Origin of the sequence: Clostridium sp. AF34-10BH (genome assembly GCF_003478095.1) — a bacterium.
GTDB classification, from domain to species: domain Bacteria; phylum Bacillota; class Clostridia; order Lachnospirales; family Lachnospiraceae; genus Acetatifactor; species Acetatifactor acetigignens.
In genome coordinates, this window is record NZ_QUEC01000001.1 from 288,455 (window position 1) to 307,192 (window position 18,738).

17 protein-coding genes, 1 tRNA gene and 1 pseudogene are annotated in these 18,738 nt (G+C 48.2%); 17 read left to right on the forward strand and 2 right to left on the reverse strand.

The genetic code is table 11. The annotated features are described in order from the left end of the window. Positions 1–68: 68 nt before the first annotated feature. Positions 69–1,415 carry an MATE family efflux transporter gene (locus tag DWZ61_RS01390; protein ID WP_118537186.1) on the forward strand — a complete coding sequence of 449 codons (1,347 nt, stop codon included), beginning with the start codon at positions 69–71 and terminating at the stop codon, positions 1,413–1,415. 58 nt (positions 1,416–1,473) lie between these two features. On the opposite strand, the gene DWZ61_RS01395 is transcribed toward DWZ61_RS01390, so the two are convergent. Then, positions 1,474–2,046 carry an ECF transporter S component gene (locus DWZ61_RS01395; protein WP_118537187.1) on the reverse strand — a complete coding sequence of 191 codons (573 nt, stop codon included), beginning with the start codon at positions 2,044–2,046 and terminating at the stop codon, positions 1,474–1,476. Positions 2,047–2,310: 264 nt separating this feature from the next. Between DWZ61_RS01395 and DWZ61_RS01400 the strand changes: the two genes are divergently transcribed. The 12 genes and pseudogenes from DWZ61_RS01400 to gdhA all read left to right on the forward strand — a co-directional run bounded on the left by DWZ61_RS01400 (position 2,311) and on the right by gdhA (position 11,291). Continuing rightward, positions 2,311–2,718, forward strand: a complete 408-nt coding sequence (locus tag DWZ61_RS01400) for a DUF3842 family protein (protein ID WP_022311921.1) — start codon at positions 2,311–2,313, stop codon at positions 2,716–2,718. Further along, positions 2,693–3,304, forward strand: a complete 612-nt coding sequence (locus tag DWZ61_RS01405; protein WP_118537188.1) for a uridine kinase — start codon at positions 2,693–2,695, stop codon at positions 3,302–3,304. Before DWZ61_RS01400 ends, DWZ61_RS01405 begins: the two co-directional genes overlap by 26 nt. Continuing rightward, positions 3,276–3,797 (forward strand): YqeG family HAD IIIA-type phosphatase, encoded by a 522-nt coding sequence (locus DWZ61_RS01410; protein WP_117464898.1) that lies wholly within the window; start codon positions 3,276–3,278, stop codon positions 3,795–3,797. The genes DWZ61_RS01405 and DWZ61_RS01410 overlap by 29 nt, the downstream gene beginning before the upstream one ends. Next, complete coding sequence (gene aroE / locus DWZ61_RS01415) at positions 3,787–4,680, forward strand: shikimate dehydrogenase (RefSeq protein ID WP_118537189.1); 894 nt, start codon at positions 3,787–3,789, stop codon at positions 4,678–4,680. The genes DWZ61_RS01410 and aroE overlap by 11 nt, the downstream gene beginning before the upstream one ends. A 94-nt stretch (positions 4,681–4,774) precedes the next feature. Beyond that, positions 4,775–5,131 (forward strand): annotated as a pseudogene (locus DWZ61_RS01420) (shikimate kinase); the annotation flags it as partial. Positions 5,132–5,239: 108 nt separating this feature from the next. Beyond that, positions 5,240–5,674 carry a type II 3-dehydroquinate dehydratase gene (gene aroQ, locus DWZ61_RS01425; protein ID WP_117464990.1) on the forward strand — a complete coding sequence of 145 codons (435 nt, stop codon included), beginning with the start codon at positions 5,240–5,242 and terminating at the stop codon, positions 5,672–5,674. Positions 5,675–5,781: 107 nt separating this feature from the next. After that, a complete protein-coding gene (gene efp / locus DWZ61_RS01430; protein ID WP_022154943.1) occupies positions 5,782–6,339 on the forward strand; it encodes an elongation factor P in 558 nt (185 codons plus the stop codon). Between the two features lie 175 nt (positions 6,340–6,514). Beyond that, complete coding sequence (locus DWZ61_RS01435; protein WP_022311916.1) at positions 6,515–7,411, forward strand: DUF5688 family protein; 897 nt, start codon at positions 6,515–6,517, stop codon at positions 7,409–7,411. Positions 7,412–7,528: 117 nt separating this feature from the next. Then, positions 7,529–7,600: transfer RNA gene (locus DWZ61_RS01440), tRNA-Arg, on the forward strand. A 97-nt stretch (positions 7,601–7,697) separates the two neighbouring features. Further along, complete coding sequence (locus DWZ61_RS01445; RefSeq protein WP_172594757.1) at positions 7,698–8,912, forward strand: SH3 domain-containing protein; 1,215 nt, start codon at positions 7,698–7,700, stop codon at positions 8,910–8,912. A 356-nt stretch (positions 8,913–9,268) separates the two neighbouring features. Then, positions 9,269–9,727 (forward strand): hypothetical protein, encoded by a 459-nt coding sequence (locus DWZ61_RS01450; protein ID WP_022313316.1) that lies wholly within the window; start codon positions 9,269–9,271, stop codon positions 9,725–9,727. Between the two features lie 217 nt (positions 9,728–9,944). Then, positions 9,945–11,291, forward strand: a complete 1,347-nt coding sequence (gene gdhA, locus DWZ61_RS01455; RefSeq protein ID WP_022313315.1) for an NADP-specific glutamate dehydrogenase — start codon at positions 9,945–9,947, stop codon at positions 11,289–11,291. A gap of 161 nt (positions 11,292–11,452) precedes the next feature. Here the strand turns inward: gdhA and DWZ61_RS01460 are convergent, their stop codons facing one another. Then, entirely contained in the window at positions 11,453–14,125 is a 2,673-nt protein-coding gene (locus tag DWZ61_RS01460) for a transglycosylase domain-containing protein (protein ID WP_118537190.1), read from the reverse strand. 169 nt (positions 14,126–14,294) lie between these two features. Here DWZ61_RS01460 and DWZ61_RS01465 point away from each other — a divergent pair, with 169 nt between their 5' ends. From DWZ61_RS01465 to DWZ61_RS01480, 4 genes are all read left to right on the forward strand, one after another. Beyond that, the gene (locus DWZ61_RS01465; protein ID WP_243026328.1) at positions 14,295–14,942 is read left to right on the forward strand and encodes a YigZ family protein; all 648 of its coding nucleotides are present in this window, start codon (positions 14,295–14,297) and stop codon (positions 14,940–14,942) included. Positions 14,943–15,202: 260 nt separating this feature from the next. Further along, complete coding sequence (mgtE, locus tag DWZ61_RS01470; protein ID WP_172594756.1) at positions 15,203–16,552, forward strand: magnesium transporter; 1,350 nt, start codon at positions 15,203–15,205, stop codon at positions 16,550–16,552. A 274-nt stretch (positions 16,553–16,826) separates the two neighbouring features. Continuing rightward, positions 16,827–17,495 (forward strand): DUF1905 domain-containing protein, encoded by a 669-nt coding sequence (locus DWZ61_RS01475; protein WP_118537191.1) that lies wholly within the window; start codon positions 16,827–16,829, stop codon positions 17,493–17,495. Positions 17,496–17,732: 237 nt separating this feature from the next. Then, positions 17,733–18,698, forward strand: a complete 966-nt coding sequence (locus DWZ61_RS01480) for a hypothetical protein (RefSeq protein ID WP_118537192.1) — start codon at positions 17,733–17,735, stop codon at positions 18,696–18,698. Positions 18,699–18,738 lie beyond the last annotated feature (40 nt).

Here is an 18,738-nt window from a genome sequence, read left to right on the forward strand (position 1 = left end):
GGATGCTGATGGGAAGAGTAATAACAGAGATACAAATATGAGAAGAAGATAAAAGGATAGGATTGAAAATGAAACAGAACATGCAGGATCTGACGGAAGGATCCTTAGGAAAGAAAATACTGATCTTCAGCGTGCCGTTAATGCTGTCCAATCTGTTACAAGTGCTTTTCAACATGGCGGATATTGCGGTGATCGGTCAGTTCGCCGGTTCCCTGTCGCTGGGAGCGGTAGGGTCCACAGCCACACTGGTCACCATGTTTACCGGATTCCTCATTGGTCTGTCCGGCGGTATCAATGTGCTGACAGCGTTATATTACGGAGCGAAGGATAAGGACAGTCTGTCGAAGACGATTCATTCCGCCGCACTGGTCAGCCTGATCATGGGAGTGCTGTTACTGGTACTGGGAGTCGGCTTATCGGAGTGGATGCTGACAATGCTGAAGACCAGAGAGGAACTTTTGGACAAAGCAGTATTGTACCTGCGGATCTATTATCTGGGAATGCCGGCGCTGGCCATTTACAACTTTGGTAATGCGGTGTACAGCGCAGTGGGGAATACGAAGAAGCCTCTGTATTATCTTGGTTTTTCCGGAGTGCTGAATATTATTCTGAACCTGTTTTTTGTGATCGTCTGTCATATGGATGTGGCAGGAGTGGCATTGGCCAGTATCATTTCCCAGTATGTATCTGCAGCATTAATCCTGCAGGCACTGCGTCGCTGCAAAGACATTTATGCCCTGCATCCGGGAAAGCTGCGGTTGGATCCGGAACTTACGAAGGATATCCTGAAGCTGGGAATGCCCTCCGGATTGCAGAACGTAATTTTCCAGTTTGCCAACAGCTTTGTGCAGATGGGTGTGAATTCCTTTGATGCCACCATGGTGGCAGGCAATTCCGCAGCCACCAATGCAGATGCCATGGTATACGATGTCATGGCGGCATTCTATACCGCCTGCGGCAGCTTTATGGGACAGAATTACGGTGCGGGCAAGAAGAAAAGGGTGCGGAACAGTTACCTCATCAGCCTGGCATATTCCTTCGGCATCGGTCTGATCCTGGGAGTGTCACTGGTATTTTTCGGAAGAGCGTTTTTGTCCCTGTTTACCAGAGATGCGGCAGTTATGAATGCCGGTATGTACCGTCTGACAATCATGGGATTTTCGTATTGTATTTCGGCATTTATGGACTGTACCATTGCGGCGGCCAGAGCCATGGGCAAGAGCATTATACCTATGTTCATTGTCATCATGGGCTCCTGCGTGTTCCGTGTAATCTGGGTTTACACCATATTTGCCTATTTCCATACGATACCGTCCCTGTATCTGCTATATGTCTTTTCATGGAGTATCACCGCAGTGGCGGAAATCCTCTATTTCATACGGATCTACAGACAAAAAATGGCTCTCCTGTCGTAAGACAGAGGAGCCATTTTGCTGTGATGCGATGAGCCGGCCGGCTCGAGGGTGTATGGATTTATGCAGCTTCGGTCTCTGCGGCAGCAGAAACAGCAGCGTAACGAACCGGCAGGAGATGAGCGCGTTCCAGTGCAACATAGATGATGGGGATCAGAATCAGCTGGATAATGATACCGGGGAGGCAGGATACGAAATATCCGGTAGCCCAGGCAGACCAGCTGTAGGAACCGCCTGCAAAGATCAGTGCGCGCAGGATACCGGTGATCACACGGCCGCCCAGCATGGCAATGACCAGAGCTGCATACAGATCAACAACCAGTTTACCGCTGCGAAGAAACTGCATGACCAGACCGCTGATCAGACCATAGAGCCCCAGCTCGATCATCATGACAGGCATATATCCGAAAACGGGCATACCGGTAAGCAGACTGGATACCAGAGGTCCGAGAATGCCGCAGACCAGACCGAAAGGTGCTCCACAGACCAGACCGCACAGAAGCACGGGCAGATGCATGGGGGAGAACAGGACACCGCCCTTGGGAATGGCGTGCAGAGTCATGGGCAGAACCACACATAAGGCAATACACAGAGCAGTGAGGATGCTTTTGTTTAAAACAGTTAATTTTTTCATGGAAAACCTCCTGATAAGATATAACTGTTCAGAGTCTCCATTCGCAAAAAGCCTCTCCGAGACGGAGAAACCTGAACAGTAACAAAAAAGCCAGAACGGCACACTTTTCCCTTCTGGGATAAATATGCCTTCTGGCGTTAAGCTCCTTCCTGAAGCATAATACATAATAAAGGGTGGGCATTTTTTTGTCAAGATAAATTGCAAAAAAGCATTTGCCATGCTATCATGGAACATGTATGTATTATTTTTGGCAGGAGTAAAGTTATGCGTATTATGGTAATGGACGGCCAGGGCGGAGGCGTAGGCAGAAGCCTGCTGGAGGCTCTGAAGGAACGGTTTCCGGAGGCGGAACTGATCGCAGTGGGAACCAACGCCACAGCTACGGCGAATATGATGAAGAGCGGCGTGACAAGTGGTGCCACCGGGGAGAATGCCGTGGTATATAACAGTAAGAGAGCAGACGTGATCGTAGGACCGGTGGGAATCGTCATGGCGGATGCCATGTTAGGTGAGATCACCCCCACCATGGCAGCAGCGGTAGCTTCGAATGATGCAAAACTGATCCTGATCCCCATGAGTAAATGCCATGCCACTATCGTGGGAGTCGAGAGCAGACGCCTGGGAGAATACATTGCGGAGGCTGTGGATGAGATCGCTGAGAACTGTTTCTGAGCTGACAGAGGAATTGCGTGTGCTTCCCACCGGAATGCGCATTATTGCCATTGACGGCAGATGCGCCGCCGGGAAGACAACACTGGCTGCCAGACTTGCAAAAGAACTGGGCGGAGATGTGATCCATATGGATGATTTTTTTCTGCCACCTGCACTTCGGACGCAGGAGCGCAGAAGCGAGCCCGGCGGAAATGTGCACTATGAACGATTTTTGACGGAAGTCATACCGAAGCTTGCATCGGGACAAGCATTTTCCTATCAGAGATTTGACTGTTCCCGCATGGCACCGGGAGACTGGCTCCCGGTACAAAATAACGGTTTTGTATTCGTGGAAGGCGCTTACAGCTGCCATCCGGTACTGGGAGAATACATGGACCGGAAAGTATTTCTGGATATAGACCATGAGACGCAGACGGAGCGGATCCGCACGAGGAACGGAGAGGACATACTACAGGACTTCCTGCAGCTGTGGATTCCGTTGGAAGAAGCATATTTTCAGGCATTTTCCCTAGAGGAGAATACTGATTACATTATAAAACAGACGAAAGGCGAGACAGATGTTGCATCAGTTTTACCCGGATTATGAGGCGGATTCCGCCTATGGCATAGATTACAGAACATTATATGAACAGGGGTATCGCGGAATCATTTTTGATATTGACAATACACTCGTACCGCACGGGGCACCGGCAACACCGCAGGCAACAGAGTTCTTCGGCAGATTGCGGGAACTGGGATTTCAGACACTGCTGTTATCGAACAACAAGGAGCCCCGCGTAAAAAGTTTTGCGGATGCAGTAGGTGCTTCCTATATCTATAAGGCCGGGAAACCCGGAAGAGAAGGTTATCTGCGGGCTATGGAACAGATGCATACCGGGGCGGATACCACACTTTTTGTGGGGGATCAGCTGTTCACCGATGTGTGGGGGGCTAAGAAATGCGGGATCATGACTTATCTGACGAAACCCATTCATCCGAAAGAAGAGATTCAGATCGTACTCAAGAGATATCTGGAAAAGATCGTACTGTTTTTCTACCATAGAGAAAAGCGTCGGAAAGGAAATCAAAATGCTGAATGATATCAATGGCTATACCAGAACCTGCGGACTGATCGGAAACCCGGTGGAGCACACCCTGTCTCCGGTGATCCACAATACCCTGTCCATGGTGCTTGGGAAAAATCTGGCCTATGTCCCGTTCCATGTGGAGACCGGAAGACTGGAGGATGCCGTGAAGGGTGCTTTTGCACTGAATCTGCTAGGAATAAATGTAACGGTTCCCTATAAAAGCGATGTGATCCCGTACCTGGATGACATAGATCCGCTGGCATCAAATATCGGTGCTGTAAATACGCTGGTCCGCACGGAAAAGGGCTATAAAGGCTACAATACCGATATGCCGGGATTGTACCGGGCCATGTGCGAGGACGGCGTCAAAGTCAAGGGACAGAAAGTGCTGATCCTGGGAGCCGGAGGAGTAGCCAGAGCGGTAGCCATGATGCTGTTGGATAAGGGGGCGAAAGAGGCCATTATCCTGAACCGTACGGTGGAAAAGGCACAGAGCATAGCGGACGAGGTGAATCACCTCATCGGAAAAAAACGGAAATTTGCAAAAGCCCTGTCTATAGATGCGTATGATACGCTGCCGGAAGGAGAACGCTATCTGGCAATACAGGCCACCAGTGTGGGTATGTATCCGGACTGTGATGCGGCGGTGATCGAGGATCCCACATTTTATAAGAGAGTACACACCGGATATGATCTGATCTTCAATCCACCGAAGACCCGGTTTATGGAACTGGTGGAGGCACAGGGTGGTGAAGCCTATAATGGTGCGAAGATGCTTCTCTATCAGGGAATCATTGCTTTTGAATTGTGGACAGGCTGCCAGGTGGAACCCTGGCTTGCAGACAAAGTCTATGAACGGATGCAGAAAGCAAAAAAGACAGAGGACGGAAAATAAAAAAATGAAACACAAACGAAGGAATATCGTCCTGATCGGCTTTATGGGATCGGGGAAGACAACACTGGGACTGAAACTGTCCTATCTGCTACGGATGCCGGTAGAAGACACGGACAAGCTGATCGAGAGACAGGAGGGCAGGAGCATCACACAGATCTTTGCGGATGACGGTGAATCCTATTTCCGGGAACTGGAGACGGAACTGCTGCGAAAATGCGGGGAACAGAAATACGAACGTATCCTGTCTGTGGGAGGAGGCACTCCGGTCAATCCGGTGAACCGGCCCCTGCTGCATCAGTGTGGAACAGTGGTATATCTGCGAGTGTCGCCGGAAGTGGTCTACGAGCGGCTGAAAAATGACACTACAAGGCCCCTGCTGCAGTGTGAGGATCCTCTGACAAGGATCCGGGAACTGCTGGAGATCCGGGACAAAATCTATGCGGAATGTGCGGACATTATACTGGATGTGGATAACAGGCATTCCGATGAACTGGCGGAAGAGTTACAGCTGCAGTTACGGAAGCAGAAAGACATACAGAGAAAAAAGGAGAGAAAAAAGATGAAAATTCTGGTGATCAACGGACCGAATCTGAATTTTCTGGGAATCCGTGAGAAAAAGATCTACGGAACACAGGACTATCAGTATTTACTGGATCTGATCGACAAAAAAGCAAAAGAAACCGGAGAGGAGATCCAGGTGTTCCAGAGCAACCATGAAGGAGCCATCATCGACAGGATCCAGGAGGCATATTCTGACGGAACGGAGGGGATCGTGATCAACCCCGGTGCCTACACCCATTACAGCTATGCCATCCGGGATGCTCTGGCAAGCGTGGATATTCCCAAGGTGGAGATTCATATTTCCGATATTACGAGCAGAGAAGAGTTCCGCAAGATTTCTGTGACAGCACCGGTATGTAACAGGCAGATTTACGGACAGGGACTGGACGGTTATCTGCAGGCTATCGATTTCCTGCGGGAGAACAGGCAGTAGTTTCCCGAGAAATTTGAAAAAATTTTTCAAAAGTAGTTGAAATGTGCATGTTTTTATATTAAAATGTTAAAGAATTATGACGTGAAAATATTTAGGAGGAATACATTATGATTTCTGCAGGTGATTTCAGAAATGGTATTACCATTGAGTATGATAACAATGTTTACCAGATTATCGAATTCCAGCATGTTAAGCCGGGAAAGGGCGCAGCTTTCGTAAGAACCAAGCTGAAGAACATCAAGAGTGGCGGTGTTGTCGAGAAGACTTTCCGTCCTACTGAGAAGTGCCCTCAGGCGCGTATTGATAGAAAGGATATGCAGTATCTGTATGAAGATGGCGATCTGTACTACTTCATGGATACCGAGACTTACGATCAGGTTGCACTGAACTCTGAGACTGTAGGCGATGCACTGAAGTTCGTAAAAGAGAACGAGATGTGCAAGATCTGCTCCCACAATGGCAGCGTATTCTCCGTGGAGCCTCCTCTGTTTGTAGAACTGGAGATCACTGAGACCGAGCCCGGATTCAAGGGTGATACCGCTACCGGTGCCAGCAAGCCTGCTACCGTTGAGACCGGAGCTACTGTTGCAGTACCTCTGTTCGTTAACCAGGGCGACAAGATCAAGATCGATACCAGAACCGGTGAATATCTGTCTCGTGCATAATTGTTGAGACTACCACTGTTCTGAGCAATATCCGATAAGAGAACCTGTAAGGCAATAAGTTATCCTGTTTCGGGATGGCTTATTGCTTTTGTTATTTTCTACATTTTTACACCGGAAATACCACATGGGAAAAAGCAGGAGGGGAGCCTGCTTCGGAGAGGCATGGAGGTATTCTATGGAGATTTCTACATTTAAAGTAAAGGTACAGAAGGCTGTCAGCGAAGTGTTGGGACAGGAGTATACAGTGGAACTGCGGGAAGTGCAGAAGAATAACGGAGTGCTGCTTCAGGGACTGATGATCCGTAAGGGACAGGACAATGTGACACCTACGATTTATCTTAATTCCTTCTGGGAAGCTTATGAGGGTGGCGTGACCTTTGCAGATATTATTAAGAAGATCATCAGTATCTATAAGGAGGACGGAATCGGCCGGAAGATCGATGTTTCCTTTTTTCAGGATTTTGAGAAGGTAAAGGAGAAACTGTGCTTCCGGCTGGTGAACCGGGAGAAGAACCGGGAGCAGCTGGAAAAAGTGCCGTATATTCCGATACTTGATCTGGCAATCTGCTTCTACTATGCGTTTGACGAAGCAGGAGTGGACAACGGTATGATCCCCATCTACAGATCCCATCTGGACAACTGGAAGGTGACAGACAGGGATCTGCTGGAGATTGCAGTGAAAAATACCCCCAGACTGTTTCCCGGTGAGACCATTCCCATGGAGGATGTGCTGGGAGACGCACTGCAGGAACTTCCGGAGGAAGTCCGGAGGGAATTTTTGAGGAAGGTATCCATGATGATCCTGACGAATTCCCGCAAGACTTACGGTGCCTGCAGCATCCTGTATCCCGGGATGCTGGAGCAGCTGGCAGAGCGTATCGGCGGCGATTATTACATGATCCCCAGTTCTGTTCATGAATTCCTGCTGGTTCCCAGGGAACGGGAACAGGACAGGGAAGAACTGAAGAAAATGATCGCAGAAGTGAACCGGACGGAGCTGCCGCCGGAGGAAGTTCTGTCGGACCATTTATATCTGTATTGCAGCCGGGAGAGGGAAGTAAGGATAGTGTAGAATACCGGAGTGAATATTATGTTTGAAAAAAACTAAATAATTCCAACAATTTAAACTGGACATATGTAGTGTTTTATGATATTATAGTCGAGGTGATGTAACAAATTTGTAATATTTGCATCCGTAGTCTAATGGATAGAACGGAGGCCTCCGACGCCTTTAATGCAGGTTCGATTCCTGTCGGATGCATTTACATCACCTTGATTATAGGGAGAGAGATGAGAGAAGCCGCTTGCGGCTTTTTGCGATTAAAGAACTTTTTTTCAGAATTTGGAAAGGACGCAATATGTGGAAAGAAAAATTACATTTTCTTGGAAACTATATCATAAAGCATAGTAAAGTAGTTTTGCCGGCTGTCGTTGTTGTGGCAGTGGCAGTCACCGTATCCGTAAGCCTGAGTATGAACAACCGTCACCGTGAGGAGCAGCAGAACGCAGAGAGCGCAGCGGCAGTGTCCAGTGAGATTGCTACGGAACCGACAACAGAGGATGTACCTTTGGTAGCAAATGAGGAAGGTGCGGTATATACTCTGGTAGCTACTTATTATAATGCCATGGCGACCGGTGATGAGACAACGTTACGTTCCGTTTGTGATGAGATCTCCGACAAAGACATGTATCGTTATCTGGAACTGGCACAGTATATTGATTATTATCCGACTTTGGAGATCTATACCAAGACCGGCCCGGAAGAGGGTTCGGTGATCGCTTATGTATATTACAAGATTGCATTTGTGGGTCATGAGGAAGAGGTGCCCGGTTATCAGGCACTTTATATCTGCACCAATGATCAGGGAGAAATGTATATCAAGCGCGGCGAGAACAGTGAGGAAGTCAACGATTATATCAAGACGTTAAGCACGCAGGATGATGTTGTGGAATTTAACAACAAGATCACAGTGGAATACAATGAACTGATGGTAGATCATCCGGAAGTATTGCAGTATATCAGTGAGCTGGATTCTCAGGTAAGCATTGCCGTAGGAGAGAAGCTGGCCAATCAGGTAGCCGGAGATCAGAATACAGATACCTCTGCGGAAGGCGGTGATCAGGCGGCAGACGGTCAGGATACTTCTGCCGAAGGCACAGAGCAGCCCGCAGAAGAGCAGGGACCGCAGTATGTGACGACAACTACTACCGTAAATGTCAGAAGCTCCGACAGTGAGCAGGCGGATAAGCTGGGTAAAGTGGCAGGAGGTACGAAGCTTCAGGTACTGGAGCAGCGCGCCAACGGTTGGACCAAGGTAGATTATGAAGGTAAGGAAGGCTATATCAAGACAGAGTTCCTGCAGCTGGCAGAGAGCGCAGCCGGTGCCGAGACCATCGGAACCGTGACCGCTACCACCAATATCAATGTACGTGCATCCGCCAGTGAGACTGCAGATCGTCTGGGAGTTCTTTCCGGTGGCGATTCCGCGGAACTGGTCGGCACAGAAGGCGACTGGAGCAAGATCAGGTACAATGGCCAGATCGGATACGTCAAGAGTGAATATGTACAATAATGAGCAGTGCCAAAAAATGAAGCGGCAAAAATCTGACTGCTTGCAGGCAGGATTTTTGATGATTCTTTTTTGATAGGGCGAATGCCCGACAGCGAAGAAACGCGAAGCTTTTTTGAGCTGTACACTGCGGAATGAGGAAGAAGCAATTTGCGGAAGCAAATCAGCGGAATCCGAATGTAGGTAGAATTGCGAGAGCGGCGAAGGCAGCGGAGCAATTCGTATTGCGCGGCGAATGATAGGGCGAATGCCCGACAGCGAAGAAATGCGAAGCATTTTTGAGCGGTGCACTGCGGGCTTGGAATAAAATAAGAAAATTCAGGGAAAGCTTCTTACCAAAAACGGTAAGGAGCTTTTCTATGAATAAAACAGGAAATCACAATCTGAAGAAACAGGAGATCAACATCTACCGGGAGATCCAGCGTAACACGGAAATGGCCATGAAGGCCCTGGATGCCGTTACGGACAAAATCTACGACGACAGGCTGGCAGCCGTGGTGGCGGAACAGGAATTACAGTACTCCAGGCTGCATGACAGGGCAGTGCAGAATCTGGTGGAGGGCAAGGCCCAGACCTACCGGGAGAATGCCATGGAGAACATGATGCTGCGCTTTGGAATCGGTTATAACACCCTGCTCAACACCAGCACAAGTCATATCGCAGAAATGATCATCAAGGGCAGTAATAACGGTGTGCTGGAGATGGAGAAGGTGTTGGCACACAATGAAGAGTTTGCCGGAAGCCCCTGCCGCAGTCTGGCGAAGGAACTGATCGAGATGGAGAATGCCAACATCCGGACTCTGAAAGAATATCTATAGCATACGAAACGACCGCTTTCGGCAATTTAACGTACATCATAACGCACAAATTGTATACTTGCATACCTTTTTGTGCAATTTTTATAGAAAATGGCCAAAAACTTTTACGATTTAGTGAAATAAAGTTTATTGTACAATTAAAAAAGTCGTTTTATAATAAAGCATATGGCAACCAGGTTGTCATGAATCTGTATACCAATTGAAGGAGGACATTCAAATGTCATATGTTGATGAAGTATTTGATTTGGTAGTCGCAAAGAATCCTGCACAGCCCGAGTTCCACCAGGCAGTCAAAGAGGTTCTGGAATCTCTTCGCGTGGTGATCGAGGCAAACGAGGAAAAATATCGTAAGGATGCTCTGCTGGAGAGACTGGTAACTCCCGAGAGACAGATCCTGTTTCGTGTACCCTGGGTGGATGATAAGGGTCAGGTACAGGTAAACAACGGTTTCCGTGTACAGTTCAACTCCGCAATCGGACCTTACAAGGGAGGCTTACGTTTACATCCTTCCGTTAACTTAGGTATCATCAAGTTCCTTGGTTTCGAGCAGATTTTCAAGAACTCTCTGACCGGCTTGCCTATCGGCGGTGGTAAGGGTGGTTCCGATTTTGATCCCAAGGGTAAATCCGACAGAGAGATCATGGCTTTCTGCCAGAGCTTCATCACAGAACTTTACAAATATATCGGAGCAGATACCGATGTTCCTGCAGGTGATATCGGTACCGGCGCAAGAGAAATCGGTTATATGTACGGACAGTACAAGAGACTGACCGGCCTGTATGAAGGTGTTCTGACCGGTAAGGGCTTAAGCTATGGCGGATCCCTGGCAAGAACCGAAGCAACCGGTTATGGCCTGTTGTATCTGACCGAGGAGATGTTAAAGTGCAATGGCAAGGATATCGCAGGCAAGACCGTGGCTGTATCCGGTGCCGGTAACGTAGCAATCTACGCTATCCAGAAAGCAGAGCAGTTAGGTGCCAAGGTAGTTACCTGTTCCGATTCCACCGGCTGGATTTATGATCCCGAAGGAATCGATGTAGCACTGTTGCAGGAAGTAAAGGAAGTAAAGCGTGCAAGACTGACCGAGTATGCTGCTGCAAGACCCAGTGCACAGTATCATGAGAAGAAGAACGGTGAGCACGGTGTATGGACTGTTAAGTGTGATGTAGCTCTTCCCTGTGCAACCCAGAACGAACTGGATCTGGAGGATGCAAAGCAGCTGGTAGCTAATGGCGTATTCGCTGTAGCAGAGGGCGCTAACATGCCTACCACCATGGAAGCTACCGAGTACTTCCAGAAGAACGGCGTTCTGTTCTGCCCCGGCAAAGCATCCAATGCAGGTGGTGTTGCTACCTCCGCTCTGGAGATGAGCCAGAACAGTGAGAGACTTTCCTGGACCTTCGAAGAGGTTGATGCAAAGCTGAAGACCATCATGGTTAATATCTTCCACAATCTGGATGATGCAGCCAAGAAGTACGGCATGGAAGGTAACTATGTAGCAGGTGCTAACATCGCAGGCTTCTTGAAGGTTGCAGATGCTATGACTGCACAGGGTATTGTATAGGAACATCTGAAAACATAAGGTATATCATGAGCACCGGATCGAATGTGAAAACGTTTGATCCGGTGATTTTTTTATGCAAAAAATACCCGCCCCTGTAGCTGCGTGGAGCAGTGGTACAGGGGCGGGTATTGTTATTTCTATGGTATTCTATGGTTCACATATTATTCTTCTGTCTGCGGCTGCGCTGCAGCATTACGGGCATTGATCTCGGCCTGTTGCTGGTTGATCACAGATTCGTAGTCCGGATTGGCAAAGAAGGTTGCATCATGCTGACACTGACTTCTGGTGTTCGGTGTGCTGACAGTCTGCGTGCCATCCGGATTGTTGATGATGACAGTGGAGCCCTGTTGTAATGCAGGATCTTCTACCAGAGGCATGGTGGCAACACCGGTGTACTTGAACGGGCAGTCAGGGCTTGCGGGTAATCCGTCGTAAGCACAGATCTCGCCCTGATAGTGTACATCGCAGCTTTCCGTTGGTTCCGTACCCTCAGCAAAATACTCTGTATATACACAGCCATCGCAGAGACCGGGAATCGGGAGCTTGCCGGACTGGGAACATACCGCTACCTGTACAATACCGGAGGGAACCGGGAACTGGGTGTTAGGCAGATCCTCGTGAACACGCTTCATAACCTTACGCCATAAGGTCTTGGAGACACCGTCCTCGGCACTGTTCAGGTCAACATTGTTGTCATAACCGGTCCAGGTAGCAGCGGTGTAGTAAGGGGTATATCCCACGAACCAGGCATCGGTAGGTCCGGTGGTAGTACCGGTCTTACCGGCGATAGCCATACCGCCGAAATTTACACGGCCACCGGTACCGGAGGTAACTACATCCTGCATGGCACTGGTCAGCAGGAAAGCAGTGGTCTCCTTGATGACCTGTCTGGTAGCCGGATTGGTGTTGTCCAGAATTACATTGCCATCGGAATCGGTGACTCTGGTGTACAGCTTCGGGGTGACATAAGTACCGCCGTTGGCAATAGCTGCGTAGGCACCAGTCAGCTCGTAAGGAGTAACACCGTAGGTCAGACCGCCCAGAGCCAGGGACTGGTTCACGTCGGACTTGATCTCGTTGCCGACCTGCACACCGTCGGTCAGAGTGGTAAATCCAAAGTTCAGCAGATAATCATAACCAAGTCTCGGAGTGATCACCGTGATGTTCTTAACTGCGATGATATTCAAGGAATCACGGATCGCACTTCGGATATTCTGGATGCCCCGGTAACCGGTCTTGTACCAGTTACGGACGGGAGTACCGTCGGCATAGTTAAACGGTGCATCGTTGTATACAGTAGCCAGGGTCTTGCCGGCACTGTCCAGAGCGGGAGCGTAGGAGGCCACTACCTTGAAGGTAGATCCCGGCAGACGCTTGGCACTGGTGGCGCGGTTCAGGGTTCGGCGGCCCTCTTTGGCACCGCGGCCGCCGATCATGGCTACCACATAGCCGGTGTTCTGCTCCTCAATGACCATAGCGGACTGGGGCTGTGGAGTCATGGAAATAGTTTCTTCGTAATTGTCCGCATTGTCTTCCACACCCAGCTGCGCCAGCATTGCGGAGCGGTAAGTGTCTACAGCCGCATAGGCATCGTCCTGGGAAGAAAAGATCAGGTTGAATTTTGAATTCTGGTTCTGCTTGAACCAGGTCATCATGTTTTCTTTACTGAAGTTATTCTTGGTACCGTCGGGAGAGATAATGGTAAGAGCATAGTTCAGATACCATTTTACATTCTCCGGGTAGTTGGAAGCATCTGCGTATTCCTCGTTCAGAATATTCTGGATCTTGGGATCTAACGTGGATTCCACACGTAAACCGCCGGAGGTCAGCAGTGTCTCTGCCATGGTTTCATTATAGCCGGCCAGGATCAGATCCTGTTTTACCTGTTCATATACCGCATCGGAGAAGTAGGAACCTGTGGTGGCATTGGCCTCCTGATAATCGATGTCGTACAGGCCGATCCGCTCGTACACAGCATCGGTATCTGCCATGGCTTCGTCGTATTGCGCCTGGGTGATGAAGCCAAGCTCCAGCATTTTCGTCAGACATTTCTCACGACGTTTTACATTCTCTTCCGGATGACGGATGGGATTGTATTTAGAAGGATTCTGCGTGATACTGGCAATGACCGCACATTCGGAAATGGTCAGTTCGCTGCAGTGTTTACCGAAGTAACGTAAGGAGGCGGATTCCACACCCAGGGTGTTCTGACCCAGGTTGATGGCATTCATATAACGCAGCAGAATCTCGTCCTTGGAGTAGTACTTTGTAATCTCCAGTGCCAGGTACTGCTCCTGAATCTTACGTTTGATTTTTTTGATCTTGTTATTACCCTCGGAGGTCCAGTCCGTAAAGACGGTATTTTTTAGAAGCTGCTGGGTAATGGTACTGGCACCCTGGGCTTCTTCACCACCGGTCTTAAAAAACTGGTAACCGGCACGGATAATACTCTTGAAATCAATCCCGTTATGCTGATAGAAGCGTTCATCCTCAATGGCTACGAAAGCCTTGCCCATGTAGTCGGGAATCTCGTCCATGCCGACGGAGAGACGGTTGGAGTTGGTACTGACGTACTGGTCGATCTCGTTGCCCTCTCTGTCATAGACGATGGTAGCTTCGCCGACTGCCACGACATCCGACAGACGGATCGTGGGGGTGGAGGAGAGGATGCCGCGGAAAACACCGATACCGGCGGCTACACCGCAGATGCCGATGCCTACGACAGCTGCCAGCATGACCTTGACACAGGTCAGAGCGATTTTTCTTCCCCATTTTTGTGATTTAGAGTTGAGTGTCTTCTGCTTCGCACGGACACCTTTTTTTCCATAATTCATAAAACAAGTCCTTTCTGTCTGAGATACAGACGAAGACATTATACCAAATAATGCTATGTAAATAAAGGCTTTTTAGAATTGTTTCACATTTTGGAGAAGTTATGCTACACTGGAAAAGAAAGCAAAAGAAAATAAGAATTTATAAAGCAGAAAATAAGAGAGGTCATACATGGACAACATGACAGCAACAGGCAGCTACAGAGTCCTTTTGTCCGGTGGGGAAGGTGAGATCGTGGAGAAAAAGTCCCGTTTTATTGCTACGATCCGCAAGTGTGAAACCGAGGAAGAGGCAGTGGCTTTTATAGAAGAAATGAAGAAAAAATACTGGGATGCCAGACATAACTGTTCGGCATTTATAATAGGAAGCAGAGGCGAACTGACCCGGTGCAGCGATGACGGGGAACCCTCCGGAACGGCGGGGCGTCCGATGCTGGAAGTATTGACCGGATCCGGTATCCGCAATATTGCGGTGGTAGTGACCAGATATTTTGGTGGCACGTTACTCGGCACCGGTGGTCTGGTGCGGGCCTATACCCAGGCGGTGAAGGAGGGACTGGACCACTGCGAGACCGGCATTATGCGGAAGGGCTGCGAACTGGAAGTGACAACAGATTATAATGACGTGGGCAAACTGCAGTACTATTTCGGACAGCAGGGCATCGTTCCTGCGGACAGCATCTATGCGGAAAACGTAAAATTTATTTTACTTGTCCCGGTGGAAAAAGAGGATGGTCTCAGGAAAAACCTGACAGAAACCACCTGTGGAAAGGTAAAAATTGAGAAATTGAAAGAAACTTATTTCATTGACAAAGAATAGTCATAAAGTTAAAATATTATTAACAATTCAGAACCATTAAATATTGACGGATATTCGTCGAATGTTTACATTGTAAGAATATATGTCAAGAGCAAAAGGAAAGCCTCGTAGAGGCGATTTTGCGAATGGGGTTCTGGATGGATCCTACAGAAAGGTGGTGGTTTTTATGAAGTGTACACAGAAGAGTTCTGACAACCCACTTCCGGGGCGAAGTTACTGCATAAGTTACACCCATAGAAAACATCATAAGGAGGATCATCATGGAACAGATCAAAGAACTGGAAGAAGTCTTAGAGCTTCTTAACACCAAGCAGTATACCAAACTGCGCCAGTATCTGGCTGAACTCAACGATGCCGATATTGCAGGACTTCTGGAAGAACTGGAAGAAGAGGATATGCTCAAAGTCTTCCGCATTCTTCCCAAGGACCTGGCGGCAGACGTTTTTTCCTATTTAGATATGGACAATCAGCAGAAGATCATCACCTCCCTGTCAGATAAGGAAGCAACGAACATCATCAACAACCTGATGGCAGACGATGCGGCTGACCTGCTGGAAGAGATGCCTGCCAACATTGTCAAAAAACTTCTGACCAACGCAAGCCCTGAGGTACGCAGAGACATCAATCATCTGCTGCGTTATCCCGAAGATTCCGCCGGAAGCATCATGACGGTCGAGTATGTAGACCTGAAGGAGAATCTGACGGTGAATCAGGCCATCGAGCGGATCCGTAAGGTAGGCCTCGACAGTGAGACCATCAATATCTGCTATGTGCTGGATGCCCAGAGAAGACTGGTGGGAACCGTGGCCCTGCGTTATCTGCTGCTCATGGACGGTGACGAGATCATCGGTGACATCATGCATGAAAATGTCATCTCCATCAATACCCTGATGGACCAGGAGGAAGTTGCCAGACAGTTCAAAAAATACGACTTTACAGCCATGCCGGTAGTGGACAATGAGAACCGGCTGGTAGGTATTATCACCGTGGACGATATCGTGGATATCATCGAAGAAGAGACCACGGAGGATATGGAAAAAATGGCGGCTATCGTGCCCAGCGATAAGCCCTATATGAAGACGGGAGTATTCGAGACCTTTAAAAAGCGTATTCCCTGGCTGTTACTTTTAATGGTATCCGCAACCTTTACCGGTGCCATCATTTCCTCCTTTGAGGATGCTCTGAGTGTCTGTGCGGTACTGGTGGCTTATATCCCTATGTTGATGGACACCGGTGGTAATGCCGGAAGCCAGGCCAGTGTTACAGTCATCCGTGGACTGTCTCTGAATGAGATCGAATACCGGGATGTGCCCAAGGTTATTTTCAAGGAAATCCGGGTGGCTCTGATGTGCGGCATTACGCTGTCTGCGGCAAACTTTGTAAAACTTCTGATACTGGACAGGGTAGGAGTGCTGGTGGCAGCTTCCGTGTGCCTGACATTGGTAGCTGCAGTAGTGATCGCCATGATCATCGGATGTCTGCTGCCGGTTCTGGCAAAGCGTCTGGGCTTCGACCCGGCGGTTATGGCCAGCCCGTTTATCACTACCATTGTGGATGCATTGTCCCTGCTGGTATACTTCCGTGTGGCATCCGCTATCATGGGACTATAGATATCAGACAATATTCGAATGATTTAAATATGTGAAATTGTGGATAAGCCATGCACCCGCGAAAGAAGCATTTTTGTGGAGCATGGCTTATTTTATACACTGTTATTATGATAAAAATTTGACAGGATGTTTTTTTTTCAGTACTTTCCGACAAGCCCTTTGCAAGGACGGAAATTTTTGCTAGAATCAAGATAAATAGCAAATGTAACCGCTTTCGTAAATATCTTTCTTAAGAGAATACTCGGGAACAGCAAAAGCAACGGAGGAATAAGTCATGAGATATTTTTTTGAATCTAAAGTAGAAAAAAAGGATGCCGGATATACCATCCAGATCCCTTTCAATGTATGGGAAGTATGTAAGCAGAGAGAAGTCATCAAAGGAGACATTGTTCTGGACAACAACATCATCGAGTGTGAACTTCATCCCAAGGAAAAGGGCAATTACGAGATCGTTATCACCGATGAGAATGCTGTAAAGGTAGAGCTTGGTGTAGCACATAAGATTCTGCTGCATGTCAATGGTTCCCTGATCCGCATGGACCAGAACAGCCCTTACAGTTTCGAGAAGCCCATCCGTAAGATCGACAGCATGAATGTGATCATCCAGCCCGAAGACGGTCTGTGCGGTCAGGCATGTGTGGCAATGTTAGCTGGTGTTACCATTGCAGAAGTTATCAGCGTTATGGACTGCAGAGAGTGGCAGGCTACCATGGGCCGCGTGATCTCTGCACTGAACTATTACGGCATTGACCATACCGATATCATCGTATATACCGAGGGCAGACCCGCTGTACTGCCTAAGTGCTGCATCATGATGGAGAAGATGGGACGCTTCTGCCACTATCTGGTACATTACGATGGCAAGTTCTACGATTCCAATCTGGGCGTAATGGAAGAGTATGATATGAGCAAGCTGTTAGGTTACCTTGAGATCAAATGCTGATGGAATGCAAATCCGTATTTGCGTGATTTCGATTACCTTGTTCTATTTATAAGGAAGTTCAAAAACTGTAGGTTACACAGATGTGCCTACAGTTTTTTCATAGAAAATAGGTTAATCGGCTAAAAACCCCCTAATAGGGTTGCATGTTGACACGGTAAAGTGTAAAATGGAAAAGTGTGGTTTTCGTAACTTTTCAGAGCGATTACTAATTTTCTATTACAAAGGATGGGAAGAAAAATGAATCAGAAAAAGAAGATTGAAAATTATCAGCAGATTGCCATGGGAACCGGATTGCGTTATGATGAAACCAATGACTTGTTTCATGGGGAACGGGATGGGTTTGACTTTATCGTCTATGCACCCGATGCAAGATATCCGTATATGATGGTACTGCATACGGCGGCAAAAAGCGCTGACGGGTCGACATTTGACAAGCAGGCAGTGAAAGGGTTTCAGAAAAGCAGCAAGAAGATCGCGAGTTTTGGTCAGAAGAATCTGGATATCAGAGTATCACTGAAGGCACAGTCCAATGCGGAAAAATGTAAGGATACATTGAACGAAGCACTTGCAGCTACAACGACATTCCTGCGTACAAACAGTTACAGCCCCTGCTGTGATCTGTGCGGTCAGAATGTAGAGACCGGAGCGTTCAGAATGGGCGGTGAATACTATCATTTATGTCCGGACTGCGAGATGAAGATGCGCAGTGACATCGCGATGAATGCACAACAGACGGCGCAGAAGAAAGAAAACATCGTAGGCGGTATTGTAGGTGCCCTGTTAGGATCCCTGTTGGGAATGCTCAGTGTTCTGATCTTAAGCCAGTTGGGATATGTAGCAGCATTATCCGGTGTGATCATGGCGGTGTGCGTTCTGAAGGGATATGAGCTGCTGGGCGGAAAACTGACCAAAAAGGCAGTAGTCATCAGCGCTGTGATCATGATCCTTATGACGTATTTTGCAGACCGTGTGGACTGGGCGATTATTTTGTTCAATCAGGGCGGCGGTGCGGAAGCAGGTTATAGTCTGTTCGAGTGTTATCGACTGATCCCTGCGGCACTTTCCGCAGAAATTATTGATATGGGAAGCTACATAGGCAATCTGGTTCTACAGTATCTGTTTGTGGCGCTCGGAGCAATCCCTACCGTTATCGGAAAAATGAAACAGAAAAAAGAAGAAGGTATTATCGCAAGATTAAATTAAGCTCTTTGCTTTCAACAGACAATGTGGTACAATAGTACCA